The organism is Parasutterella secunda, assembly GCF_024733725.1.
Classification (GTDB): domain Bacteria; phylum Pseudomonadota; class Gammaproteobacteria; order Burkholderiales; family Burkholderiaceae_F; genus Aphodousia; species Aphodousia faecalis.
The window spans coordinates 52,647-78,438 of the sequence record NZ_JANRHP010000005.1 but is presented as its reverse complement, the minus strand read 5'-3'; the positions used below and the strand labels follow the sequence as shown (position 1 = coordinate 78,438).

At 46.8% G+C, this 25,792-nt stretch carries 18 protein-coding genes and 2 tRNA genes; 7 read left to right on the top strand and 13 right to left on the bottom strand.

The features are described 5' to 3' along the window. Positions 1-122: 122 nt before the first annotated feature. Positions 123-197 (top strand) — tRNA-Glu (locus tag NW199_RS06315). Between the two features lie 44 nt (positions 198-241). On the opposite strand, the gene NW199_RS06310 is transcribed toward NW199_RS06315, so the two are convergent. From NW199_RS06310 to NW199_RS06285, 6 genes are all read right to left on the bottom strand, one after another. Continuing rightward, on the bottom strand, positions 242-1,438 hold the full coding sequence (locus NW199_RS06310) for an RtcB family protein (RefSeq protein WP_258333982.1): 1,197 nt from the start codon (positions 1,436-1,438) through the stop codon (positions 242-244). 366 nt (positions 1,439-1,804) lie between these two features. Continuing rightward, positions 1,805-2,908: a metal-dependent phosphohydrolase gene (locus NW199_RS06305; RefSeq protein WP_249092049.1), complete on the bottom strand. Its 1,104-nt coding sequence runs from the start codon at positions 2,906-2,908 to the stop codon at positions 1,805-1,807. Positions 2,909-3,014: 106 nt separating this feature from the next. Beyond that, positions 3,015-4,232, bottom strand: a complete 1,218-nt coding sequence (locus NW199_RS06300; RefSeq protein ID WP_258333981.1) for an ABC transporter permease family protein — start codon at positions 4,230-4,232, stop codon at positions 3,015-3,017. Continuing rightward, complete coding sequence (locus tag NW199_RS06295; RefSeq protein WP_258333980.1) at positions 4,229-4,918, bottom strand: ABC transporter ATP-binding protein; 690 nt, start codon at positions 4,916-4,918, stop codon at positions 4,229-4,231. The genes NW199_RS06300 and NW199_RS06295 overlap by 4 nt, the downstream gene beginning before the upstream one ends. Then, positions 4,915-5,361: a hypothetical protein gene (locus tag NW199_RS06290; RefSeq protein WP_258333979.1), complete on the bottom strand. Its 447-nt coding sequence runs from the start codon at positions 5,359-5,361 to the stop codon at positions 4,915-4,917. Before NW199_RS06290 ends, NW199_RS06295 begins: the two co-directional genes overlap by 4 nt. A gap of 80 nt (positions 5,362-5,441) precedes the next feature. Next, positions 5,442-7,184 (bottom strand): alkaline phosphatase, encoded by a 1,743-nt coding sequence (locus NW199_RS06285; protein ID WP_249092045.1) that lies wholly within the window; start codon positions 7,182-7,184, stop codon positions 5,442-5,444. 303 nt (positions 7,185-7,487) lie between these two features. On the opposite strand from NW199_RS06285, the gene dcuC reads away from it, so the two are divergent. Further along, on the top strand, positions 7,488-8,756 hold the full coding sequence (dcuC, locus tag NW199_RS06280) for a C4-dicarboxylate transporter DcuC (protein ID WP_249092044.1): 1,269 nt from the start codon (positions 7,488-7,490) through the stop codon (positions 8,754-8,756). A gap of 115 nt (positions 8,757-8,871) precedes the next feature. Here the strand turns inward: dcuC and NW199_RS06275 are convergent, their stop codons facing one another. The 4 genes from NW199_RS06275 to NW199_RS06260 all read right to left on the bottom strand — a co-directional run bounded on the left by NW199_RS06275 (position 8,872) and on the right by NW199_RS06260 (position 13,223). Next, positions 8,872-9,729: an NUDIX domain-containing protein gene (locus tag NW199_RS06275; RefSeq protein ID WP_022473098.1), complete on the bottom strand. Its 858-nt coding sequence runs from the start codon at positions 9,727-9,729 to the stop codon at positions 8,872-8,874. A 27-nt stretch (positions 9,730-9,756) separates the two neighbouring features. Further along, entirely contained in the window at positions 9,757-11,274 is a 1,518-nt protein-coding gene (gene lysS / locus NW199_RS06270) for a lysine--tRNA ligase (protein ID WP_022473099.1), read from the bottom strand. A 30-nt stretch (positions 11,275-11,304) separates the two neighbouring features. Continuing rightward, a protein-coding gene (gene prfB / locus NW199_RS06265) for a peptide chain release factor 2 (RefSeq protein ID WP_249092043.1) occupies positions 11,305-12,409 on the bottom strand; the annotation gives its coding sequence in 2 pieces (ribosomal slippage) (positions 11,305-12,327 and positions 12,329-12,409; 1,104 coding nt in all). A 37-nt stretch (positions 12,410-12,446) separates the two neighbouring features. After that, positions 12,447-13,223 (bottom strand): class I SAM-dependent methyltransferase, encoded by a 777-nt coding sequence (locus tag NW199_RS06260; protein ID WP_258333978.1) that lies wholly within the window; start codon positions 13,221-13,223, stop codon positions 12,447-12,449. A 173-nt stretch (positions 13,224-13,396) separates the two neighbouring features. Here NW199_RS06260 and NW199_RS06255 point away from each other — a divergent pair, with 173 nt between their 5' ends. Beyond that, positions 13,397-15,646: an autotransporter outer membrane beta-barrel domain-containing protein gene (locus NW199_RS06255; protein ID WP_258333977.1), complete on the top strand. Its 2,250-nt coding sequence runs from the start codon at positions 13,397-13,399 to the stop codon at positions 15,644-15,646. Positions 15,647-15,682: 36 nt separating this feature from the next. On the opposite strand, the gene parC is transcribed toward NW199_RS06255, so the two are convergent. From parC to NW199_RS06240, 3 genes are all read right to left on the bottom strand, one after another. Continuing rightward, positions 15,683-18,037 carry a DNA topoisomerase IV subunit A gene (gene parC / locus NW199_RS06250; protein WP_258334034.1) on the bottom strand — a complete coding sequence of 785 codons (2,355 nt, stop codon included), beginning with the start codon at positions 18,035-18,037 and terminating at the stop codon, positions 15,683-15,685. A 290-nt stretch (positions 18,038-18,327) separates the two neighbouring features. Further along, on the bottom strand, positions 18,328-20,298 hold the full coding sequence (locus tag NW199_RS06245) for a DNA topoisomerase IV subunit B (RefSeq protein WP_258333976.1): 1,971 nt from the start codon (positions 20,296-20,298) through the stop codon (positions 18,328-18,330). 94 nt (positions 20,299-20,392) lie between these two features. Further along, positions 20,393-20,468 (bottom strand) — tRNA-Arg (locus tag NW199_RS06240). 169 nt (positions 20,469-20,637) lie between these two features. On the opposite strand from NW199_RS06240, the gene cas3 reads away from it, so the two are divergent. The 4 genes from cas3 to cas6e are packed head-to-tail and all read left to right on the top strand — an operon-like array spanning position 20,638 to position 25,792. After that, positions 20,638-23,184, top strand: coding sequence for a CRISPR-associated helicase Cas3' (gene cas3, locus NW199_RS06235; protein WP_258333975.1), 2,547 nt, complete (start codon positions 20,638-20,640; stop codon positions 23,182-23,184). Beyond that, a complete protein-coding gene (gene casA / locus NW199_RS06230) occupies positions 23,184-24,689 on the top strand; it encodes a type I-E CRISPR-associated protein Cse1/CasA (protein WP_258333974.1) in 1,506 nt (501 codons plus the stop codon). Before cas3 ends, casA begins: the two co-directional genes overlap by 1 nt. Next, positions 24,686-25,171, top strand: a complete 486-nt coding sequence (casB, locus tag NW199_RS06225) for a type I-E CRISPR-associated protein Cse2/CasB (RefSeq protein ID WP_258333973.1) — start codon at positions 24,686-24,688, stop codon at positions 25,169-25,171. Before casA ends, casB begins: the two co-directional genes overlap by 4 nt. After that, positions 25,172-25,792 (top strand): type I-E CRISPR-associated protein Cas6/Cse3/CasE, encoded by a 621-nt coding sequence (cas6e, locus tag NW199_RS06220; protein ID WP_258333972.1) that lies wholly within the window; start codon positions 25,172-25,174, stop codon positions 25,790-25,792. It abuts the gene before it with no gap.

The window sequence follows — 25,792 nt, the reverse complement described above, 5'->3', positions numbered from 1 at the left end:
ATGAGCTTGTCGCATCCAACGAATCTATCATTAATTTTTTGTCAGTTCGTGTCTTGAAGCTAAGTTTTTTTCTCTAAAAAGTCGTAGAATGGAGGCCTCTCGTCAAGAGAAGTAGTGCCGTTATCTCCATCGTCTAACGGTTAGGACGTGACCCTCTCAAGGTCAAAATACGAGTTCAAATCTCGTTGGAGATACCATAAGCTCAAAAGTTGGGGAAGTGATTTACTTCCTCTTGTTGTTTTTAGCCTTTAATGCACAGTATTTGTTTGAGCTCGTGAATCGTTTTTGTCAAATCCGATTGCTGAGCCATCACGGCTTCAATAGATTTGTACGCTTTCGGAATCTCATCCAAAACGCCGGCATCTTTTCGACACACCACACCTTTTGTCTGGGCTTTCAAATCATTAACCGAAAATCGTTTTTTAGCTTCAGTTCGACTCATCTTACGGCCGGCACCGTGCGAAGAGCTACAAAATGACTCTTCATTGCCCAAACCTTCCACAATATAGCTACACGCTCCCATGCTGCCTGGGATAATCCCTCTTTCGCCAAGCCCCGCGCGAATCGCGCCTTTTCGCGTCACCCAAATCGTCTCGCCAAAATGTTCTTCTTTTGCAACATAGTTATGGTGGCAATTGACAATTTCACCCTCTAATTCTGTACTAGGTTTTAACACACGCAAAGCCTCTAGAACATCTTCAAGAATGATCTGGCGATTAGCCATCGCATAGTCCTGGGCCCAATGCGCAGCTTTCATGTACCAATCGAAATCCTCCGTGCCTTCTTTTAAAGAAGCCAAATTGATATCCGGCAGTTCCTCCCCGTTTTCTTTAGCCAATGTCTTTGCACGCGCAATAAAAAACGACGCCATGATATTGCCGATGCCTCGTGAGCCCAAGTGCAGCATAATCCACAAACGCTCTTCTTCGTCAGCCGTCAGTTCAATAAAGTGGTTGCCACCACCCAATGTTCCAAGCTGCGCATGCCACTCTGATTTAACCATCGGATCAAGCATCGTGGGTTCATGAGACAGAATTTCTTTTAGAGGTTCTTCAAAAGGCTCACAAGCTTCCCATCGAGTGTTTTCTTTTGACCGCTGCGCAAAACCGACAGGGACTCTGGAGAGAATTTCTTGCATCAAATGCTGAAGCTTACGTTCATTGAACGTATGTTTCGTGAGATTCGTGCGCACAGCCAACATCCCACAACCAATGTCAACGCCCACAGCGGCTGGAATCACCGCTCCTTTTGTCGCAATAACGCTGCCAATTGTCGCTCCCATCCCGGCGTGTACGTCAGGCATCGCAGCCACATGATGGAAAACAAAGGGAAGCCTGGCAACATTTTTCAATTGATCGATGGACTTCAGATCAATGTCGCGGGTCCAAATTTTCACAGGCACTGAAGAATTTTCCGTTAGCGTCTGGGCAATCGGCATTTTCCTATCCTTAATTTCGTTACAGTACTGAAAAAATACAGTTCAGTGCTTCAGTTAACGATACACGTAAGACAAGGTTTTCATGATTTTCCCATACTTCATAAAATGATGAATGATGGGTTATTTTGTTTTTAATAAAAATTTTGAACCACTAGTCATTATGAGAAAAAAGAAAAAAATGTTAATCAAAGGCATCACGCCTAAACCCAGAAATCCGATTGCTCGTGTTCTTTGTACTGATACACGCTTTAAGACCAGAACGTTTAAGAACAAAAAGAAAACAATCGAGAAATTTGATTGGAAAAAAGAAGATTTTTAGACAACAAAGCCCGGATTTTTCATATTCCGGGCTTTGATTACGAGTAATTAGAGCTTAATAACTCGAGCAACGTCAGCTGCAAAAGCCTTGCGACCTTGAGAACTCAAAATTCCATACAAGCGCATGGCTGTCAAATTCGCCAAAACGTAGTTTCTAAAAGCATTGAACTGTGTTTCATCCGTGATCCCGTACTGCTCTTTAGCCAAGTCTTTGAGCGCTTGAACAGACCATTGGCAAGCAGATGAAGAAATGACCCAATCGTGATCGGCCAAGTGCACCACATAGCCTTCCATGCGGCGCGGCAGCGGAAGAGTCTTCTGATCGGCAGCCAGCAATCCGCTCTTTACAGGATCCACTCCTGCGATAATACTTGCGGCCTTAAGCCAGCCAACCACCAAAGCTTCGCCTTGTTTAGAAGAAGGATGCTCATGAGCGCAAGCTTGGGCCACGACCAGGCTTGGTTTAATACCGCGCTTGATGGACTCAGCCACGCTCAGTACGTGATGTTCACCGGTGCCTGCCAATGTTTGTTCAACCCGACAAGCATGATTTTTTTCCCATTGGAAGACCCAAGGTTTGTGCAGATCATGCAAAATTTCGCCGCCAACCGCATCGTCCCAGTCCAAATCGAGATTGTTGATATGGCGATAATTTTCATAAAGTGCCTGAGCGGAGACCACATTTAAAGCAGTATGAGTGGCTAATCCTCCCGGATAGGCATGATGGGAACCATAACCAGAACCCGGAGCGCTCCAAAAAGGCTGAGGCGACTGTTTTTTATTTTGAATGCGAGGGAAAATGGCTTTGGCGTCGGAGGCAATTAATTTTTCTTTTTTCAAAGAAGACAAAATGCCTGCTTCATTACCTTCTGCAATACTCGGCGCCGGGTTCTCAAGAATACTCAAAATAGAAGAACGCAAAGAAGAATTGTTAATCTTTTTTGCTACACTCACAATCGTGTCATACGCTGACTGAACCACTTCGCTATTTTTTGCCATGTCTACATCTGACATGGAAAACACTTCTTTAACACTACGACAGTTTTTGGGGCCGGCTGCAACCGCTGCCATAGGCGTCATAGCAGCAGCCGCAACGGAAACGCCAATCAATGCGCTGCCGTGAAGAAAATTTCGACGAGACAAGGTGTTCATAATGTCCTCTGCTCTTTAAAGTAACAAGGTTGCCTTGGATGGCAACCTTATTGTGCAAAGCCAGAATGACTTAGGCGTATCAATTCAATGAATTTGAAGTGACAGATCACCTCAATTGTGAACGACCGATTTTGATAGCCGGGAAAAGTGCAAAAACCGCCCCTAATCCCAACGTCACCATTCCCACTTTTACTTCATCCAAACCAACAGACGGCGTCATGGCGATTCCGGTGTCTTGCCCGATCACAATAGCCGCTATCTGAGCCAACCCATAACCACCCACCATGCCGATGATGACACCAGAAGCCACCACGGACATGATCAAAAGCCAAACAACCTGCATGACATAGCTTCTGGGCGCCCCCATTGTTCTTAATTGCAAAAATTGAGGTTTTCTTAACTCACCGAGAATAAAACCGGTGATGAGGACCGCCAGAAGGGAGATCATGACCGAACTGGCGGCAAACCACTCAAAAGCTACCATCGCGGAATCCAGCGTGGCATAAAGTTCTACTAACACCTCTCCGGTGAATATCGCCATTAAATTAACGGACTGACCCCGTGCATCTTGAGCGGAGGCTGACGATAAAAGCTGTCGGATTTTATAGGCATCCGAAATCGAAACCGGCTTGACAGCAATGGCTGAAAAACCCGGAAGTTTTTCGAATTGTCCCTGAGTGAGCCAGGACTCAAGTTTTGGCTCTTGAAGACCGCCATCCTTTTCATGCATTGCCCAGATGGCTTCAATCGGCACTAAAACCGCCCGATCCCAAGGGGTCCCCGTTTCCGGTAAAAGGCCAACTACTTTAAAACCGCTATCGTGTTTGTGACCAACACTGGCAATTCGCCCATGGTGAGGGAAAACCGTCTGACCGATTTCCAAACCGCTATGCACCCCCGCCACGGCTTCATGCCGCGTCGCAAATACACGCCCTTGCTTAAGTTGTCGGCTTTCTCCCAAAGTGATAAAAGAGCGAGTCGTTCCCACCAAAGGGCTATCGTCCACACGGTCACCGAAAGCCAAAGGCGCACTCCACTTCACACCCTTATAACCGTTTAGCAGCGTCAGTGCAGAAGCCGGCGTCAAGGACACCATTTCATCCCTTAAATAGACCGTTGACAGTAGCAAGGAGGTCCTGCTTCCTTTAGCTCCCACCAAGATATCAAACTGTTCGGCTGCTTTCGCACTTGATGATTTAATCATCCGTTCTGTTTGACCGATGGCCGTTGCGATGGCTAACGCCAAGGCCAATATAAAAGCGAGTGAACACAGGATTTTGAAGGACTGACGGCACTCGTTTTTCAAAAAGAGCAATACTCTCATAGTCCGGGCCCCCGAATGGTTCCGTTTTCAATGGTCAACACTCGATTAAAACGCTTAAGCATCTGTGAGTCATGCGTTACAACGAGTAACGTTGCTTTTAAATCAAAGGCGGCGTTAATCAATGCCTCCATCACACGAAAAGCATTGCTGTAGTCCAAACTCGCTGTGGGCTCATCGGCCAATATTACTTTGGGCGAACTGATTAAAACACGAACCAATGCCGTGCGCTGCATTTCACCCCGCGAAAGAAGAGAGGCTTGCGTTTCAGCGGGCACTCCATACTGACGCAAAAGTTTTTCGGCCCTATCACGGTCGGCTTCCGTTATTTTTCCTCTGAAAGTAAGCGGCAACAGCGCGTTATCCAAGGCACTTAAACCACCGAACAGGCGAAAATCCTGAAAAAGAAATCCGCAATTTCTGCCTCTCCAGTCATCGCGACGGGCTTCTGAACAGTGACTCAGCAACTCATTACCCCAAGAAACAGTCCCCCGTTGAGGCGTCACAATGCCGCTGATGAGTTTTAAAAATGTGGATTTACCGCTGCCGGAAGTGCCCCTTATGCCCAAAACTTCACCGCTGGCGATTTCCAAATGCTCAATATCTAAAATCGTTCTGATCGATACGCCGTCTTTTACGTGATACTTAAGCCCTTTAACTCGGAGATCAAAAGGCCTTACGTTGCTCATTTCATAACCTCAAAGGTCGCGTCCACCAATCGAACCAAACTCACGAATCCCGTTTCCTGATCAGTTTTGGATCCCAGTTCCAACTTACCGGTCACCACAATCGGTCGATTTGGTTGGACAAATTCTTGCTTGGCACTTAAATACACCACAATGATGTTGTCGGGCCAATCTTGGTCACTGTTACAGAACGGGCAGAGGCTCACCGGTTCACGCGTCATGACTAAAAAATCCGCCTCGGGTTTTAACGGCGGAGCCATAAAACCTTGAACAGACACCGTTTTGTTCGCCAAAGATTTCAATTTCGAGCTAAATTGCAGGCCCAAAATCGGATTACCCTCGTACATCTCCTCAAATCCGATTGAAGCGGTCGCGTCGGCTAAAGCCAATGTCGGCATAGAAGTTAGCGCAAACAGACATGCCGTCAGAAAACAGCGTCGTTTCATGAATTCTCCTTTATTGAAAAGACGCCGCCGATTTCCCCCGAAACCGCCGGCGCACTTTTTCAATCACAACCTTGGGATCATTAACGGCCCAATGCAAGTGCCTCGGCCATCACACGGAAAATTTCCGTTGAATTCATGAAACCACGGATTTGATCGGCGTTAGGACCTCGGGCGGTAACAACCAAATCATCAACCGTGTGAACACCTTGGCTTTCGCTGCGCGGCAGGTTGCCTTCAACAAAGTGAGCGCTGGGAACGTCCTTGTATCGTGCGTCAGCCACATACTGTCCCTTTTCGTTTTGAACGGCCGGGTTAAAGGTTGCATCCGGGAAAGAGCGGTACGTTTCATAGTAATCGGGATGAGCGCCGAAGAAGACGGCTAAACGCTTACTAGGATTGAAGTCATCCGGGAAACCGTCCTTATCCTTATCCTCGTAGTTGGGATAACCAGCATTGGCGTAGACGCCAACCTTTTCGCGCCAATCATTGCCGGGCTTATTGTCATCAACCGTACCGGCCACGGAAATGGAGTGGGTATGATCACCGGTGACGATCAAAAGGGTGTCGGGATGCTCATCGCAATACTTTTGAGCGGCTTCAACGACCTTGTCGAAAGCGATTGTGTCACCGACAGAGCGAGCCCAATCCAAGGGATGTGAATATTTGTCAACGAGACCAGCTTCGAGCATGAGGAAGAAACCGTCCTTGTTCTTTTCGAGCACTTTAACCGCGGCGTGGAAGGAATCGGTCAAATCCGGTTGATTGGGGAACTTCTTCACCGTGTTACCCTTCCATTGATGACGATCCACCCAACCGTCCATATTGCCGGTATGGAAAAGGCCGAGGAGCTTATCGCTGGCTCCAGCTTTTTCAACCAAGGCTGTACGGTCAGTAACAAGTGTGTAGCCTGCCTGCGTGAATTTTTCAATATAGTTGATATCATCTTTGCGCTTGGAACCCGCCGTCGATTTAGGCAGGAAATAGGCCGAGCCGCCACCCAAGATCACTTCAGGTTTAACGTTATAGAACATACCGACAATATCAGCCTTATCGGAACGTTTGCGGGTATGAGCAACAACAGAGGCGGGCGTTGCGTCTTCAATTTCAGCGTCGCTCACAACACCGACGGCCATCTTCGTCTTGCGGCGAATCAATTCGGCGATTGTTTCTTGTTTCGGATCGTCTTGACTTGCCTTGGTGCGGTCGGCATAAACACCCAAAGCGTTGACGCTTGACTTGTGGCCAGTCATGTAAGCGGAAGCCGTATTCGCACTATCGGCGGCGATGGTGTCAACCGAGCTCGTGCCAAGTAGGGCCATATGCGGCATATTGTCCATGGCTAGCGGAGCGTTATACATACCGTTTGTCACCCCTTTAGAAAGGATGCGGGCAGCCGTGCGATGGCCCACGGACAAACCATCGGCCAACAGCAAAATCACATTTTTAGCCTTAGGCTTGTCGCCTGTTGTGTACACATCCCAATTCACAGTTTTGGAGCTGTTGGGAGTCTTAACTGTCACGGTATACTGACCAGGATTTTTAATTTCCACGCCACGCACAATCAAAGCTGAGGCTTCAACCCCCTCCTCTTTTTCCATCCAAACTTCTTTTCCGGAAAGCGTTTGATTGAAGTTCTTGCCATTGATTTCAACGGTGACTTTATCGCGGGCTGTCACGTCATCTAGTTCAACCTTAAAATCAAAACGCGCGTTTGTCATAAAACGCGCGTGATCAACCGGGTAGATTTCGATGGCTTGTGCGTTCATGGCACACATACCTGCCAGAGCGCAAGCCACAGAGGCAACAATCTTTTTGGATTTCATCGTTAAGTCCCTTTAGAAAAATCTCACTGTAGTGAGTGGTTTGATGAATTGCCCCCAGTATAGGAAGGCTCTGTGAGCGTTCGATGACAACGATTTCTCAAAACTATGAATTTTTCTGCTCTTCAAGCCTGTTTATTCATTCTGATGTCACAGAAGAATTACTTTTTTGAGATTTGTTCAGATAGATAACATTTCATAACGCAAATCAAAGCAATGGAAATTCTCAGGGAAAGCCTGAGGGCAAGTAATGTGAGCTTTCTATAAAATTGCGCGCGAATAAAAACAATCCTCAGGAGATAAACAATGACTTTGTTGAACTGGGTTGCGGTTATTGTCGTGATTTTGACAATCGCCGCCCTGATCAAGCGTTATGAAACGCGCTTGGTCCTCTTTACAGCCGGCTTGATTCTTTGCTGCGTATCCTTGCAGCCGATGACCGCTTTCAATGCGTTCGCAAAATCCATGACCAACGGCGGTTTGATCATGGCTATTTGCGCCTCGATGGGCTTTGCCTATGTGTCGTCCTACACTCGTTGCGACCAACACTTGGTGCACTTGCTCTCCAAGCCGATTCGTGGATTGGGCATTTTCTTGGTTCCGATCTGCACATTCGTGACGATGGTTATTAACATCGCCATTCCGTCGGCTTCCGGTTGCGCCGCCGCCGTGGGTTCCACGTTAATCCCTGTGATGCTTCGCGCCGGTATCCGTCCCGCCATGGCTGCCGCCTCTGTGATGATGGGAACAGCCGGTGGTGTGTTCTCTCCGGGTTCTGCCCACAACGCCTACATTGCCAAGATCTCCAATATGGAAATCATGGACTTGATCGCGTTACACACCCCGTATAGCCTCGTGCTCTGGGTTGTCGGTATTGTCGGTATCTTTGTGATGGCTATTATCTTTAAAGATAAGGGCGAAGCCACTGACAACATCCAAGTGAACATTGAGCACAAGCAAGAAGAAATCGTTCGCCCGAACGTCATCTTCGCTTTGGTTCCGTTGCTCCCGATCGTCATTTTGGTCTTGGGTAACACGGTTGTTCCGCAAATCAAGATGGGCGTGGCTCAGGCCATGGTCTTGGGCGCCATCTTCTGCTTGCTCATCACCCGCGCCAATCCGCAAGATTTCTCCAAGACGTTCTTTAACGGCTTGGGTAAGGGCTACGGCAACATCTTGGGTATCATCATCGCCGCCGGTGTGTTCGCAGCCGGTTTGCGCGCTGCCGGTTTGATCGACACGTTCATTGCCTTGTTGCGTGAATCCAATGACATCGCCCGTTGGGGTGGTTCCTTGGGTCCGTGGTTCTTGGGCACGATTACCGGTTCCGGTGACGCCGCCACGTTCGCCTTCAACGAAGCCGTTACGCCACATGCCGCCTCTTTCGGCATGGATATCCCGCATTTGGGTTCCTTGGCCTTCTTGTCCGGCACCTTGGGTCGTACGTCTTCTCCGATCGCCGGTGCCATGATGGTTGTGGCCGGCATCGCTATGGCTAACCCGATTGAAGTCGCCAAGCGCACGATCGTTCCGTGCTTTATCGGCGTCATCATCTTGGCTATGATCATCGTCTAGTTCATAACCAAACTACGGTTGATTAAGGGGCAGTTCGCTGCCCCTTTTCTTTAGATACAAAAAAATCGCTCTCGGAATGCAACTCCTTGAGCGATTTTTTTGGCTAATCCTTCAATCAGATGATGACTTGACCTTTATAGTGCAGCCATTTTTCTTCGATACGCTGCCCCATGTGCGTCATGGTGGTCTCCGCAATACCGATACCTGCTGCGTACATCACCTTTTCTTGTTCAGCCATACGCAGGGCTTCCTGACAGTCAAAAGCGGCAAATTCCGACACTTCTCCGTCACGGTTTTCGAATCTCACACCTTCTTTAAGACGGCCCTCGTAATTTCGAACCACTTCTCTTAAGTAACCTTCCGGTACCGGCATTTCCTGCACAAAGCGGGCCGATTCAACAACCGTAAGATCATCGGCGCTTAATCCCGCTTCCTCAAAAAGCTCACGGTAAAGGGCATGTTCGGGTTCTTCGCTTGCCTTAACGAGGCCCGCAGCCAAACTGTCCCAAAGACCACCGCCGATCACTTTGCCCGGACGGCGGCGAGCCAATACCGTACGACCCTCTTTATCGTAGGCCGTAAGGCGGATAGACGTTGTCATCAACCCCAACTTTCTACAAAGAAGGCGAGGCGCTTGGCAAAACACGCCGTCGTAAACCGTTGCGCGAACATCGACGAGTTCACCGACATCTTCAGGCAGCTCACCCAATTCAGCCAAAATTCTGGCCGCTTTTTGCATGGCCGCCGTGCGTGCCGTAACCGATGAGCAATTTTCATCGGTCAAATAGAGGCTATCCATCAAACGAAAGTCACTTGTTGCTCCGGCTAGCTTCATCGCAAGCGTTTTTTTCACGCAACCGATAATTTCCTTACCGGCACGGAAACGCACATAGTCCGACGGAACAGGCTGCGTTACCCTCGCCTTCAATACCTCATAGGTCGCATAAACCGATTGGGCTGTGACTTCACTCATTTTCAAGCCTCCTATTTTTGCTCACTCTTAGGCTTCAGGACGCATATGCGGGAAGAGCAACACGTCACGGATACTGGCAGCATCCGTCAAAAGCATCACAAAGCGGTCAATACCGATACCGCAGCCGCCAGTCGGGGGAAGACCGAATTCCAACGCGCGGATGTAGTCGGCGTCGTAATACATGGCTTCATCATCGCCGTGAGCCTTAGCATCGGCCTGAGCCTTAAAGCGGGCGGCTTGGTCTTCCGGGTCATTCAATTCAGAGAAGCCGTTAGCGGTTTCACGACCGGCGATATAAAGCTCAAAGCGTTCCGTGAGTTCAGGATTGGTATCCGATGCACGAGCCAAGGGCGAAATTTCGACCGGGTAGTCAACGATAAAGGTCGGATCGATGAGCTTGGATTCAGCCACGGCTTCAAACAAAGCCATTTCCAGGGCTCCGCGGCCCACGTAATCGGGTTGCGGTTCGCCCAAACGCTTCAATTCACTGCGCAGGAATGCTTCATCGTCAATCTTGTCATCGGTGTATTGGGGAGCATACTTTTGAATTGCCTGACGCGGGGTCAAGCGGTCAAAGGGCTTGCCCAAATCAATATCGTGGCCTTGATAGTGAACCATCGTCGAACCATTGACTTCCTGAGCGACATGACGCAAGATCGATTCCGTGAAATCCATCTGATCCTTGTACGTCCAATACGTCGCATAGAATTCCATCATCGTGAATTCAGGATTGTGACGAATGGACAAACCTTCGTTGCGGAAGTTGCGGTTTAATTCAAAGACGCGTTCAAAGCCGCCGACCACGAGACGCTTCAAATAAAGTTCCGGCGCAATACGCAAGTACATGTCCATATCGAGCGCGTTGTGGTGCGTGATGAAAGGCTTGGCATTGGCGCCGCCCGGAATCGGGTGCAACATCGGCGTTTCCACTTCCATGAAGCGGTTAGCCAACATATAGTTGCGGATGCAGGCAATGATCTTGCTGCGCTTGATAAAGCGAGCGCGGCTATCTTCATTCATGATGAGATCAAGATAGCGCTGACGGTAGCAGATTTCCTGGTCAGACAAACCACGGAACTTTTCAGCTAGCGGACGAACGGCTTTGCTCATCAAACGAACCTTATGGACTCGAACGGAGAGTTCACCGCGCTTAGTCTTAAAGACCGTGCCTTCAGCAGCCACGATATCACCGATATCCATGGTCTTGAATTCGTCATAGGCTTCTTGGCCTACTTCAGAGGGCGAAAGGAAGTACTGCATCGTACCCGTGCAATCACGAACCGTAGCAAAGGCGGCCTTACCCATCACACGCTTGAGCATCATACGGCCGGAAACCGCCACTTGATGGGCTTCGGCTTCGAGTTCTTCGGCGCTCTTTTCGCCGTAAGCCGCACGGATATCACCGAACAAATCCTTTCTGACAAAGTCATTGGGATAAGCGTGCCCCGTTTCACGCCACTTGGCGACCTTAGCGCGGCGCTCTGCGATGATATGGTTTTCATCTTCGGCCGCAACAGCGGCTTCCTGAACCTTGTTTTCTGCCATTTTTTTGTCCTTTTTACTTTCGCGCCTAGCTTAGACGCCTTGCTTGAGGCTAGCCTCAATAAATTGATCAAGATCGCCGTCCAACACAGCCTGCGTGTTGCCGGTTTCCACATTGGTTCTTAAATCTTTCACTCGTGACTGATCGAGCACATAGGAGCGAATCTGGTGTCCCCAGGCGATATCGCTCTTGGCATCTTCGGTCTGCTGCTGCACCTCACGACGCTTGCGCATTTCCGCTTCATAGAGCTTTGCCTTCAATTGACTCATGGCCTGCTCTTTGTTGCGGTGTTGGCTTCGGTCATTTTGACACACCGTCACAATGCCTGTCGGTATATGCGTGATGCGAACAGCCGATTCGGTCTTTTGAATATGCTGACCGCCGGCGCCGGAGGCGCGGAAAACGTCCACGCGCAAATCGGCCGGATTGATTTCCACTTCAAAACTATCGTCGATTTCAGGATAAACGTAGACGCTCGCAAAAGAGGTATGACGACGAGCATTGGCATCGAAGGGGCTTTTTCTCACCAAACGGTGCACGCCCGTTTCCGTGCGAAGCATCCCGTAAGCGTAATCACCCTGAATATAAATCGTGCAGCCCTTGATACCAGCCACTTCACCTTCGGTTTCTTCCTGCAATTCAACCGTAAAGCCTTTTCGCTCACCGTAGTGCAGGTACATGCGCTCGAGCATGCTCGCCCAATCTTGAGCTTCGGTGCCGCCGGCGCCCGCCTGAATTTCCAAATAGCAGTTGGCAGAATCCATCGGCTGATTAAACATCCGCTGGAATTCCAATTTTTCAACAGATTTTTCTAACTCGAAAACGTCTCCGCCCACCGCTTCAACGGTCGGATAATCTTCTTCGGCCATGGATAACTCGAAGAGTTCGGCCGCGTCATTGACACCGGCTGTAAGCGTTTTGAAAGCGCCCACCGTGTCATCGAGACGTTTTTTTTCTTTACTGACTTTTTGCGCGTTTTCCGGATTGTCCCAAAGCGCGGGATTTTCCATTTCGCGATTGACTTCTTCTAACCGGCGTTCCTGTCGGTCGATGTCAAAGATACCCCCTCAGCTCAACCAATCGAGCTGTGAGGTCAGAGATCTTGGCCTCAATTTGGTTTATACGCTCAGCGTCCATATTTCCCTTGAAGAAATAAAAGTGTTGAAATGTTTGATTATAAAGAAATTACAGGTTCTTTGAACGTAGGATTAAGCGCTTTGAGCCCATTAACCCAACGAATGCACCCAAGCTTCCAACGGGATCGAAGCATTTGAGCGCGCTCGTAGAGTTCATCAACTGTCATCTCAAGCTTTTCGCCTGCGAAAGCCAATACCACACGATTGCCCTCATCAATTTCGGGCATAACGAGTGTACGAGCGGGGAAAGCTTCGTTAATGGCTTGATAACTTTTATCAAAACGACTACCAAAAAGATTAAAACTGGCAACCGATCCCTTTTTGTTCATTGCACGGCGGCACAAGCGATAAAAGTCCACATCATCGTAAACCGGGCCACGCGCTTGTTCATCATAAATGTCCACCTGCAGCCAGTCACAAGGATTGAAGTCCTTGCGGGCCGCGATGAATTCTTTCGCATCGGCCAAATGAATATCAAAACGCTCATCGGGCGTCGGACATTTAAACCATTGCTGAGCGCTCATCACGACATTGGGTGAAATCTCAGCCACATCAATCCGAGCCTTCGTGTATTTCCAACAAAATTTAGTCAGCGACGCCGCCCCCAATCCCAGCTGAACAATCTGACAGGGATCGGGATAGAAAAGCCCACAGGCCATCATTTGTCTCGGATATTCCAACACTAATTCAAACGGCCGGCCGACTTTCATCGCACCCTGAATCCAAGGCGATCCGAAATGCAGGTAACGAAAACCATCCTCTTCGGAGAAAAACAGGTTGGGACAGGGATCGGTGTCGTGGCGGTGTTTTTTCATGATAAATCGGATAAAAATTTTTGCATTATTTTAGCTCCAAACGCCTAATTTACAGGCAGTTCATAGCAGAACGATAAAAAAATAATTTTGATTTTTCTCATCAATTCTCACCGACTTGCCCCGATAAAATCAATGCCTTTTGTTTAACCTCCCACTAAATGAAAGGATAAGAAGTGGCCGCTGTTCAAAACCACCTCCTCTCTTTTAGCGTGCTGGCTCTTCTCAATGCTCACCTACCGGCGAGTCTTGCTCACACGCACTTCAATCTTTCTTCCAAACAACTGACAATCCACGACTTCACCGACTACGACGGCGTTTTTGTCTATAAAGACATTGAAGGCGATGCAACCCTTGCAACCGATGGAATCGTCAGGCTTGAATTTGAAAACTATTCGGCGATAAACGATGTTCAGGAAGATGAATGGCTTGAAACCGTCTTTTTTCGTCAAAGCGGTGGAAGACTCAATGCGGCGAATCCATTATCCATTGAGCTTAAAGCTCAAAATGTTCAATCAGCCGTTGGCATGGAAAGTAATTTTATTGACGGCTTTATTGCCCAAAATTCCCACCATTTAAACCTCTCCCTTAACGCTTCCTCGACAACACAAACACTGGAAAATGCCGTGACTTGGGCTATCAACGACAGTGTTTTGACAAATGAGCAATTGCCTGAAGTCATTGACATCAAACTGCAAACTCAGGGACTGGCTGATGATGCGATCGCCAATGCCCTGCAAGTGTCAGAGTCAACCGTAAACTACAAAGGAACGTTGCGATTATCCGCCCAAGATCTCGATCAAAATGACCGTGTCTATGCGTTAAGACTTTATGGCAGCCAATTTCATTTTGAAAGTCTGGGAAACTCTGTCATCAAAGGCGATGTACGACTAAACCAAAACTCAAAACTTTACCTTAACCTATCTCATGCGAGCGATCTTTTTGAAGGACGCATCGTCAACTCCGCTTACGAAAGTGCTCAGTCTCATATTGTGCTTTCTTCATCGGCTAAATGGATCACGCATGGTGATAACGCTCTTAACCGGTTTGACTGGAAAAAAGACGGCATTCTTGACTTAACCCATGCGCAAGATACTGTTCGGATCAATAACCATAACCTCAATAGCGACTGCACCTCAACCACTCGGATTGAGAACGGTGCTATTTTGCGTGTGAATATCCGAGATTCCGACATTGGCTCCAATCACTATAAACTCGAGTTAGGCGAAGTCTCCCCCATCACTTCGGACGGTTCTCGCGTTTTCGTCGAAATCATTGATTCACGAACCGATAAAACGACCGATGAAATCAATGTGGGGCTGATTTCAGTTGAAAATGTCGATGACAGTCACAGTAAGTTTTTTGCCGAAGCTTTGCCTTCTTATTACGAAACGGCGCTCGGCTCCTTTAAAACTCAAGGAGCGATCGGCACAGACGGTCGTGACGGTTTTGTGATCACCTCCATGGTGACAGACCGCATTGGCGCATCCGGCCTCGTAAAAAATATTCTGGATTTCACCTCAGGCGCAACCGTTACCCATGAGCAAAACGCCGATCGGGTTTTCTCCGCCGTCAGCGATCGTCTCTCACAAAGCCAAAATCGAGGTCTCTGGACAGATGTCAGAATTCAGGAGACCGAACTTAATCTTGACCACCGCTCTCGCTCTCATCGCATTGACACAAAGGCCTTAACCCTTGGCTATGACCGAAATGTCAAACTGCCGGTTATGAACGATGGAATCGCCGGTCTTTGGCTCTCACACAGCCAAACCGATTCCGATTTAGAGGCGGCAAGTGGAGAAATCAATGAAACCGCTTTCGGTTTTTATCTTCACGGTATTACAGAGGACAATTACCGATTAATCCTTCTGGGGCATTATGGGGTTGGTGATCATTCGATCACGTCCGACGGTGTTTTTGGCACGGATCTAATCCGAAAACGCTCCCACTTTAAAGAGGATGCCCAAACCTATGGCGTTGGACTTTATTTCGGATTCGTTCATCCGGAACTCTCCAGTGAATGGTTTTTCGAGCCGTTTGTAAGCGGCTACACCTATTGGATAAAACGAGACCCCACCAACACATTTGAAGGTGTCTCTTTTCAAACAGAAAAGGAGCATCAATCCATCACGAAGATTGGTGTCACGGCCGGCCACCGGATAACAGGCAGCGCTCCCCTTTCGCTTTACGCCCAAGCTGCTTGGGTTCACCGCTTCGGTCAATCCATGACCCTTAAAGGACAAGAAAATGGAAATGCTGAAACCTTCAAGACGGAGAATCTGCAGGAGTCCTGGGGGTATCTGAAACTTTCCGGTCAATGGCAAATAGACCGACAGTTCGCCATCGGCGCACAGGCTTTAGCGTTTGCTTCAAAGGTAGTCAAACCAAAGTACGAAATCGGAATTAACGGCAGTTACCTGTTCTAGAGACAATTCAGGGGGCCGAAGCCCCCTATAGTTTCGTTAAAAGAGTGTTTCGGATGGCTCTTGCGGAGTATCCTGACTATCCTCAGTCTGAACTTCTTTCTTTGGTAAAGGTTTCAAATCCGTGGCTTTCCAGCGGATATCCAACTGTTTACCCTTTCTGGCTCGGTGACCCATGTGGTACTCAAGCACGACCTTTTTCACCGCGTATTCTCTTTCCTTGCCCCCGCGGCCGATTCCGGTGACGAGCACACCCTCTGCATCAATGGGTTTAGCCAAAAGAAGCGTTTCTGTCAGATTAAGATCCATGAGAACAACGCCCTTGCCGCCGCCCGGAAGCGTTCTTACTTCATTCATGTCATAAATGAGCAGTCGGCCTTCTTCAGACAAGCAAGCCAGGAGTGTTTGACCGTTGGCAACCACCTGAGGCGGCAGGATCTTCACGCCTTTTTCGGGTGCCTTGATGAAGTTCTTACCGGCACGAACTCGAGCAAAGAGGTCTTTAAACTGACAAATAAAGCCCATCCCTTCACTGGTAGCCATCACCACACGATCGTCAGGTTTAGCCACGCAGTAACCGATGATGTTTGTTCCTTTTTCAAGATCAATGAAACTGTTAACCGGCAGACCGTCACCCCTGGCGCTCGGCAAATCTGAAACCGCTATGGTGTAAACGCGGCCGTTGTCGGCCACCGCCACCATTTGATCGGTTGTGCGGCACTCGAACGCCACTCCAAAAGCGTCACCCATCTTATAAGTCATCACCGTCGCGTCATGGCCATGACCGGTGCGCGAGCGGACAAAGCCCTTTTGACTGATGACCACTGTCACAGGTTCATCCAACACCGTCTGGCCCATTTCCGCACGAGCGGCCTCTTCGACCAAGGTACGACGCTCATCGCCATATTCAGCGGCATCCTGAGCGATTTCCTTGGCAATGAGGTTATTCATGAGTTTTTCGGAACCAAGCAGTCTTTCAAGTGAACTCTTAGTCTTATTGAGTTCTGCCAATTCGGCTTCAATCTTGATACCCACCAACCGAGCCAATTGGCGCAGGCGAATTTCCAAAATGTCTTCGACTTGAATTTCGCTTAACGGGAAACGCGCCATCAAGGCTTCTTTGGGATCATCGGCTTCACGAATAATTGCAATCACTTCATCCAAATTCAGGTACACCAAATGACGGCCTTCTAAAATATGGATGCGTTCAACGGTCTTCGTGAGTCTAAACTGCGTGCGCCGACGGACCGTTTGCACGCGGAAAGCCAACCATTCGTTAAGAATGTCAATAAGAGCCTTCTGACGCGGCTTACCGTCTGAGCCCACCATGACAAGATTGATGGAAACGTTGCTCTCAAGACTTGTCTGAGCCAAAAGGGCGTTCACAAACTCATCGCGGTCCACGTTCTTGGTTTTCGGTTCAAACACAAGTCGCGTGGGGGTTTCCTTGTCACTTTCATCACGAACAGTATCCAAAAGCGCCAACATGGCGGCTTTAGCCTGCTGCTGTTCGGCAGACAAAGTCTTTTTACCGGGCCTGACCTTCGGATTGGTGATTTCGCCCACTTCATTTAACACGCGTTGAGCAGATGTATTGGGCGGCAACTCCGTCACAATTAAACGCCAGTGACCGCGTTGCATTTCTTCAAACGTGTAACGTGCGCGAACCTTCAGTGTGCCGCGTCCGGTCCGGTACGCATCTCGAATATCGTCCTTTTTGCTGATAATTTGTCCGCCCATCGGAAAGTCTGGTGCGGGCAATACCGTCATGACATCATCGAGCGTTGCCTCGGGCTTATCCAAAAGCATCAGACAGGCTGCGGCCACTTCCTTGATATTGTGCGGCGGAATTTCCGTGGCCATACCGACGGCAATACCGCTTGATCCATTCAAAAGCACAAAAGGCAAGCGCGCAGGCAGCATTTGCGGCTCTTGGAAGGCACCATCGTAGTTGGGCATAAAGTCCACCGTGCCCTCGTCAATTTCGTCGAGAAGCAGACGGGAAATCTTGGTCAGACGAGCTTCGGTGTAACGCATAGCCGCCGCGCCGTCTCCATCTCGGCTGCCGAAATTACCCTGGCCCAACACCAAGGGATAGCGCATATTAAAGTCCTGCGCCATGCGAACCATGGCGTCATAAGCAGCGGTATCGCCGTGCGGGTGGAATTTACCTAACACATCACCCACCACACGGGCGCTCTTTACCGTTTTGGCTTCCGCACGCCCCAACCCCATCTCATGCATGGCATAAAGAATGCGGCGCTGCACGGGCTTTTGACCGTCACCGATGGCAGGCAACGCACGGCCCTTCACCACCGACATGGCGTACTCGAGATAGGCGTGGCTTGCAAAGTGGGCAAGCGTCAACTGCTCACCATCGTCACCTGAGAGCACCGGGCGGGCTTCAAGGGGTACTGGCGTTTCCTCGGGCTCGTTTTCTTGCTCTTTGTCTTCGAGATCCTCGGCTTTTTCTGCTTGAAGAGATTCAACTGAAGATTTTTCCGAAGACAATTCTTCGCCGCTCACACCCTCGTCCTTTTCCTCAGTCACAACAACGTCTTCGGCGGGTTCCTCTGTGACTGACTCCTGCGCTTTTTGTTCTTCGTTTTGCTCAACGTTTTCTTCGCCGAAAAGATCAGCCGAAAACAAATCATCGGTATGCTTATTGCTCACGTCCGATCTCCTTAAATATCCACTTCAACCTGATCACCGTTGTTTTCCATCCATGCTCGGCGCATCGCGGCTTCCGAACGGCCCATCAACATATCAAACATTTCCCGGCTTTCCGACAATGTCATGTCTCCAAACGTCACCGGCATTAATCGGCGGGTTTCGGGATTTAAGGTCGTTTCCCAGAGCTGTTTATCGCTCATTTCCCCCAAACCCTTAAAGCGTGACACGGACACTTTTTCCATGTTGACTTTCTCTTTTTCGAGTTTTTTACGCTCAACGGCAAGTTCTCTTTCGTCCAGACAGTAAATGGTTCTGGCGGGCTTTCTTCCCGTTTTCGGAACATCCATACGGAATAGCGGCGGTCTGGCCACAAAAATGAGACCTTTTTTGATCAACGCCGGGAAGTGACGGAAAAAGAGCGTCAAAAGCAACACTTGAATGTGAGAGCCGTCCACATCGGCATCGGCCATAATGCAGATCTTGCCGTAACGAAGTTCGGACAAATCAGGCTCTTCATCAGGGCCATGCGGGTCGACGCCGATCGCCACCGAAATATCGTGAATTTCATTATTGGCAAAAATACGGTCACGATCCACTTCCCAAGTATTTAAAACCTTGCCTCGTAGCGGCAAAATCGCTTGAAAGTCTTTGTTGCGGCCTTTTTTAGCAGAACCACCGGCGGAGTCACCTTCGACTAAGAAAAGTTCATTTTTACTGATATCTTCACTTTCGCAATCAGTGAGCTTACCGGGCAAAACGGCTACGCTTGAGCCTTTGCGTTTTGTGACCTTTTTGGCTGAATTTTGTCGGGCCTGAGCTTGCTTAATGACGAGTTCGGCTAATTTTTTACCCTCTTCCACGTGACCATTGAGCCAGAACTCAAATTGAGCACGCACAAAATTACTCACCAAACGCAACGCATCACGGTTATTCAAACGCTCTTTCGTTTGACCTTGGAATTGAGGATCGAGTACCTTGGCACTTAAAATGGCGCTCGCACGGGCAAAAACGTCTTCGGTTAAAAGCTTCACGTTCTTTTGCATCAGTCCATGCGCCTCAATGAAAGCCTTCATTGCAAGGTAAAGACCTTCACGCAAACCGGATTCATGCGTGCCGCCCGCGGGGGTCGGAATGAGGTTGACGTAACTTTCACGAACCGGCACCCCTTCTTCTTGCCAGGCCACCACCCAGCTTGCGCCTTCGCCAACGGCAAAGCCCATGGACTCATCGGTCGCATAGCCGCTCGATTCAAAAGGAGCGATCAAGGGTTCAGCCGTCATCTCAGAGAGCAAATACTCACGAAGTCCGCCTTCAAACTTCCAGGTCTGTGTGGTGCCGTTTTTCTCGTTATTCAAGACCACTTCACAGCCGGGCATGAGCACGGCTTTAGAGCGCAATAAGCGCGTAAGTTGCTCCACAGGGATATTGGGGCTGTCAAAATATTTAGGATCAGGCCACACACGAACTTGCGTGCCGGTAGCCGATTTTGGACGAGGACTTTTTTGGCTAGTCAACGGTTCGATAACGTTGCCATCGGCAAACACAATACGGTGTTCTTTGCCTTCGCGCCAAACAGTCACTTCCAATCTTGTCGATAAGGCATTGGTCACGGAAACACCAACGCCGTGCAAGCCACCGGCAAAGGAATAGGCCCCGCCTGATTCTTTTTCAAATTTGCCGCCTGCGTGAAGTTGAGTAAACACAAGCTGAACCGCCGGCACTCCCTCTTCTTTATGCAATCCAACCGGAATACCACGGCCATCATCGGTTACCGTGACGGAGCCGTCAGTGTGAAGCGTCACTTCAATGCGCGAAGCTCCCCCTGCCAACACTTCGTCACTGGAGTTATCGATGACTTCTTGAATGATGTGCAAAGGATTGTCCGTAAGGGTATACATGCCGGGGCGTTGTTTAACCGGTTCCAACCCTTTTAAGACCTTAATACTGGATTCGCCGTAATCAGAACGTTTGCTAGTAGCCATTGAAAAATAATCCGTATACCAAAACCGAGATCGCCTGAGACAGCTTAATCTCAGGCGCATGGAGATGTGCTTTAAATTTTTCTAATGTCGACAATGGTGGCCCCGCCGGGACTCGAACCCAGAATTACAGCTTAGGAGGCTATCGTGATATCCTGTTTCACCACGGGGTCACACATCTTAGAATCGGCTAATTTTAAATGATTTCACTAACAAATGATGAGCTTGTACAAATTAAAACTCATTGCATCTTAATCTGAAGTTTGTTAAGTTAGTGTATAGAAATCAGTAATAATTTAAAGACTAAGAGCTCAAATTGAGCACTGAGCTTCTCGCGTAAATATGAGACGACCTAAAGTAGAAAGTAATACAACTTATACGGCTCCTTCGTTCCGAGATTGTTTAGCAAAAACATGGGTTAATGCTGAAGGTGTCGTATCACCTGGTCGAAGTGTCTTAGAACACTGTCAGATAGTTGGAAGCATTGCTCAACAATTGGCCGAGTTTTTACCAAAGGACTCTTTTAAACTTACTGATAAAAATACTATCGGCTTCTTAGCTTCCTTACATGATCTAGGTAAAATTTCACCGAAGTTCCAAAGCAAACTAGAAAAAACCATAAAACAAGAGCAGCCTGACATACGTGATCGGGCAATAGAAGAGAGATATCAGTTCCATGGCGGAGTCTCTTATATCGCATTAAGAGATTTTGGAATAACAGACAAACTAGCTTGGGCCTTAGGATCGCATCATCAAATTCTGATCAAAGATAATTTAGCTCTTTTCACCTCAAATAATGCACTCTTGGGTGGAAGTTCATGGGAAAAAGAACGAAGGAATCTTTTCAATGAATTAAAAGATTACTTTCAGGTTAAACAGATCCCTAATTTTAATAGTCCTCAAATCGAAACTATCGCTGGTATCACTCAACAGGCAGACTGGCTTGGCTCGTCTGCATTGTTTGAGAATCCTAACGTTCAATGGGAACAATTTAAAACAGAAGTGTTGAAAGAGAATGGATTTTTTGTTCCAAAAATCAAAAAAAACTTATCGTTTGAGCAGATTTTCGGCTTCACTCCCAAAAAAACACAGCAAAAATTTATTGATTCAGTTAATGGTCCCGGTGTTTTTATTTTAGAAGCTCCTATGGGTTCTGGTAAAACAGAAGCTGCTTTGTATGCCGCTTACAAAGTTTTGAATCAAAAACAAGCTAGAGGAATTTATTTCGCCCTACCCACTTGTTTAACCTCTTTAAAGATTAAAGAACGTGTTGATGAATTTATTTCAAAAATTCAACCAGATTCAACTTTAAATTCTCAAATTATTGTTGGCTCACGATTCAACTCGGGGGAATTTGCACCTGCAAAATCCTGGTTCTCACAAAAAAATCGAAGAATTTTAGATACCTTTGGGGTTGGCACTTTAGATCAGGCTCTTTTCGCTTCAATGATAAATAAAAGAAGTTTTGTGACACTAGCTGGTTTAGCAGGGAAAGTGGTCATTCTTGATGAAGTGCACTCTTATGACTTCTTTACTCGCGTATTTCTGGAAACTTTGGTTAAGAAACTTTACTCTTTAGGATCAACCGTTTTAATTTTAAGTGCCACCCTATCGAGCATTGTCAAAGAATCGTTGCTGAGATTTTACCCACGAACTCAGCCTATTAAATTCAATGAGTCATATCCTCTTACCACCTCGTGTACAGGCAAGGAAACAATTATTCAGCGTCCTCTACCCATTAACTCCCAACGAATGGTTAGTCTTCATTTAGAAAACGACACAACAACAGTTCTAGAAACAATCTTAAAGCAAGCCAGGTCAGGCGAACAAATTCTCTGGATCGAAAATTCCGTCTCTGACGCACAGAAAATTTATCGTGAAATTTTAGCTAAATATGATACTTCCGACATAGAGTTAGGACTTATTCATTCCAAGTTTTTACCTACACATCGACGACAATTGGAAGATTATTGGGTTTCTTGTTTTGGGAAGAACGGTAGCTCTATCCGCAATAAACAAGGACGCATCTTAGTAGGCACCCAGGTGCTTGAACAATCTTTAGATATTGACGCGGATTGTCTTGTTACTCGTCTCGCTCCTATTGACCTTTTGCTACAGAGAATTGGTCGTTTATGGCGACACGATTTTATTCAGAGACCTCGAACAGCTAAAAGACAAGCATGGATTATTGTCCCAAATGCGAATGAGGATGAAGCCTTAAACGAAGACTTCTGGGCTACTTACAAAGTGTACTACCCTTATATTTTAAGAAGAACAATTGAAGTTCTTCGCAAATATTCAAAATTCTGTATTCCTACTGAAATACGAACTTTAATCGAAAGTGTGTACAAAGAAAGAGAAGAGTCGGATCCTTATTTTTCCGTCCCTTTACATACTATGTTACATGGCGATGGCAAACGAAAAGGCATTTTGCAAATGCAAAATTTAGCAAGACATGCAGAGGTTACTGAAAATTGTCAACAAACTAGGTTGTCAGACCCAAATGTTGATGTTCTTATTGTTCGATCTATTGTGTCTGATGATAGAAATAAAGAAACTATAATCCGAACATTTGACGGTGAAGTTATCACATTACCGTGGAAATGTACTGATCTCCATTTACGCAGAAAATTGTGTCAAACAATGGATCTATTACTTATGTCCATTCGGAAAAATCACTTCACCCCTACAACTGATATCAACCTTTTAAAAGAAAAGTTCCATTTGGATCAATACCTCTATTTAGAGGGAACTCCACTTTGGATTGCCATTGCCGACAATGAGGGAACACTTAAATCGCTAGGGGAAGACTACCCATCCGAATATTCTTATCGTTTCGGTATGTCAGTTGGCAATTTAGGACTTGAATATTTAAAAAGGACATATTGATGACAAAGTCATTTTCTTTAATTTCACAACCTTGGATACCCGTAACCGGATTTGATAAAAAGAGTTTACGTGAAATTTTTTCTACACCCTTTCCATCAATCGGCGGCAATCCAATTGAGCAAATCTCCATTTTTAAGTTACTTTTGGCGATCGCTCAAAGTGCGATAACTCCGAAAGATGAAAAAGACTGGTTGTCTTTGACTGCTGAAGGTCTTGCTGCAAAGACTTTGGAGTACCTTCACGATCATGAAAATAACTTCGACTTGTACGGCACTACCCCCTTTTTACAGATGCCACAAGTGGCATCTATTCCACCTAAGCCTTTTGCTGTTGTCATCTCAGAAATAGCGTCTGGAAATACGACAGTCCTTACACAGACGCAAACAATTAGAAATTACACTGATGCGGAATTGGCATTGTATTTAGTAACAATGCAAAATTTCGCCTTTGGTGGTAAGAAGACAGATAACTCATTAATTCTGACAAAGGGATATAACGGAAAATCAAAATCGGGGAAACCGGCTTGCTCACTTGAACAGTCCGGTCTACTACACACCTATGTGCAAGGTCAAGATATTTGGGAAACACTTTGGCTTAATCTTTGGACTGAAAATCAGCTTCAAACAGAAAAAGCACGAGCTCTTTTCCCTTCAGGGAAAGGTCGTGCCGCCTGGGAAAAAATGCCGACGGGTGAAGATTGCTCTACCGCAAAATTATTACGCAGTAGTCTACTAGGACGACTCGTACCGCTTTGTCGCTTTTGTTTGATTGAAAATCAAGATATTCATTTAACTGAGGGCATTCAATATCCGAGTTCCAAAGATCATGTTTTCGATACAACAGTTTCTATCACATTAGGAGATAAGCCCAAAGTTTTAATTGTTAACCCTATGAAAAGGCCGTGGAGAGAGTTAACCGCAATTCTCAGCACCGTCCAAACACAACCAACTTTATATTGTGCGCAGCTTTCTATCTTCAACCATCACTGTCGGACCTTATTGAACTCAAACCATCAACATTTATTTAAGGACGTACGCTTTTGGTCTGGAGGAATTCGAGTCAGTAACAAAGCTGGAGAACAGTTTGTATCCGGTTCGGATGATTATGTTGCGTCCTCTTTCAAACTATCATTGCAAGAACTCTGCGAGAGTGCTTGGTATAGTCTTTTTTGTGAAGAAATACATTGGTTGAATGTCAAGGCTAAGAAACTCGAAAGGTGTATTCATTCATATTGCGAAGACATGAAACTTGATACAGCCATTACGAAATTAGGTGAAAACTTATTTTGGACCAAAGTTGAAACACTTTGTCAAAATATTATTGACGCCTGTGCAGAAAAAAATCATTTTGAGCAGCAGCGAGCGATAAAGAAAATACACTTAAAAGTTTCTGAAATATTAGCCAATATTTATTCTGACTTATGTCCGTACAACACCAGCAGACAACTGATGAGTTGGACTAAGTTTCACCCCAATTTTTCACCTGCCGGGAAAAGAAAGTTATGAATGAAGAAAAATTCGTCTCAACTATCTTCTCTTCGATAGAAGATAAAGGGCTTAGAGCTGCCTTTCGTAGAGCCGACTCCTCTCGATTAAATTTCCGCTGTATTGAATTTTTACTTAAACACGGTGTTAGAGCAGACGATGTTTTTGAGCGTACAGCGGCACTCACCATCATGGCTTTAATTGCACGCTCCAACGTCAACAAGAACGGTTCAATTAACTTTGCCAGTGCTTTAGCTCTTTGCTATACAGACAAAAGCAACAGTGATGCTGCAGTCTTGAGAATCAAAAAAATCTGTTCTTGTGAAAATGTTCAAGAATTAGCATCGAGTTTGAGACGATTAATAGCATTGATTTCAAGTAAAAATATCAATGTAGATTACGTATCACTTTTAAAAGACTTAATGCTATTTCGATATGAAAATCAAAGGGACAATTTACGTATTAAATGGATGAAAGAATTTTATTCTTCAGAGGAGCTGTAAGTGTTTTTCTTATCACAATTAACCCTCGGATTTAAGGATCTACAATTCCTCAAAATCTCAGATGAATACAGTGTTCATAGGGTTATCTATTCCTTGTTTAAAGATTATAGAAGTTCAGATGAGAAAACTGCCTCAGTCGGAAGCGGATTTTTATTTGCTGAACAGAAAAGAAACACTGTTGGAAGACAATTCCTGATTCTTTCAGACAGAGCACCTACCAATTTAACTTTTAAAGATGGTCACATTATCACCAAAAATGTCCCTGATAGTTTTCTGACATTTCCACAATACCGTTTTCGAGTTATTGTAAATCCAACCGTTCGAGATAAATTCAGCGGAAAATTACGTCCCATCATCGGAAAAACTAATATCGCACAATGGTTTTCAGAAAAATCCTTACGATCCTGGGGCTTTTCTGTTGTCAATCTAAGTGTAGATTCTGTTGAGGTCTCTCAGTTTAAAGGAAAAAATGGAAGATCACTGACTATTGCCAGGGCAGAAATCAGCGGCTGCCTTGTAGTCACTGATTTCGGTCGATTTTCTGATTCGTTCCGTCACGGCATCGGCAGAGCACACGCATTTGGTTGCGGTTTACTGCAACTTGTTCCATTTCAACAATAA

Excerpts from the sequence above, each read along its gene's own strand:
- NW199_RS06310 (WP_258333982.1), bottom strand. The coding sequence starts at position 1,438 with ATGCCGATTGCCCAGACGCTAACGGAAAATTCTTCAGTGCCTGTGAAA.
- NW199_RS06305 (WP_249092049.1), bottom strand. The coding sequence starts at position 2,908 with ATGAACACCTTGTCTCGTCGAAATTTTCTTCACGGCAGCGCATTGATT.
- NW199_RS06300 (WP_258333981.1), bottom strand. The coding sequence starts at position 4,232 with ATGAGAGTATTGCTCTTTTTGAAAAACGAGTGCCGTCAGTCCTTCAAA.
- NW199_RS06295 (WP_258333980.1), bottom strand. The coding sequence starts at position 4,918 with ATGAGCAACGTAAGGCCTTTTGATCTCCGAGTTAAAGGGCTTAAGTAT.
- NW199_RS06290 (WP_258333979.1), bottom strand. The coding sequence starts at position 5,361 with ATGAAACGACGCTGTTTTCTGACGGCATGTCTGTTTGCGCTAACTTCT.
- NW199_RS06285 (WP_249092045.1), bottom strand. The coding sequence starts at position 7,184 with ATGAAATCCAAAAAGATTGTTGCCTCTGTGGCTTGCGCTCTGGCAGGT.
- dcuC (WP_249092044.1), top strand. The coding sequence starts at position 7,488 with ATGACTTTGTTGAACTGGGTTGCGGTTATTGTCGTGATTTTGACAATC.
- NW199_RS06275 (WP_022473098.1), bottom strand. The coding sequence starts at position 9,729 with ATGAGTGAAGTCACAGCCCAATCGGTTTATGCGACCTATGAGGTATTG.
- lysS (WP_022473099.1), bottom strand. The coding sequence starts at position 11,274 with ATGGCAGAAAACAAGGTTCAGGAAGCCGCTGTTGCGGCCGAAGATGAA.
- NW199_RS06260 (WP_258333978.1), bottom strand. The coding sequence starts at position 13,223 with ATGAAAAAACACCGCCACGACACCGATCCCTGTCCCAACCTGTTTTTC.
- NW199_RS06245 (WP_258333976.1), bottom strand. The coding sequence starts at position 20,298 with ATGGCTACTAGCAAACGTTCTGATTACGGCGAATCCAGTATTAAGGTC.
- cas3 (WP_258333975.1), top strand. The coding sequence starts at position 20,638 with ATGAGACGACCTAAAGTAGAAAGTAATACAACTTATACGGCTCCTTCG.
- casA (WP_258333974.1), top strand. The coding sequence starts at position 23,184 with ATGACAAAGTCATTTTCTTTAATTTCACAACCTTGGATACCCGTAACC.
- casB (WP_258333973.1), top strand. The coding sequence starts at position 24,686 with ATGAATGAAGAAAAATTCGTCTCAACTATCTTCTCTTCGATAGAAGAT.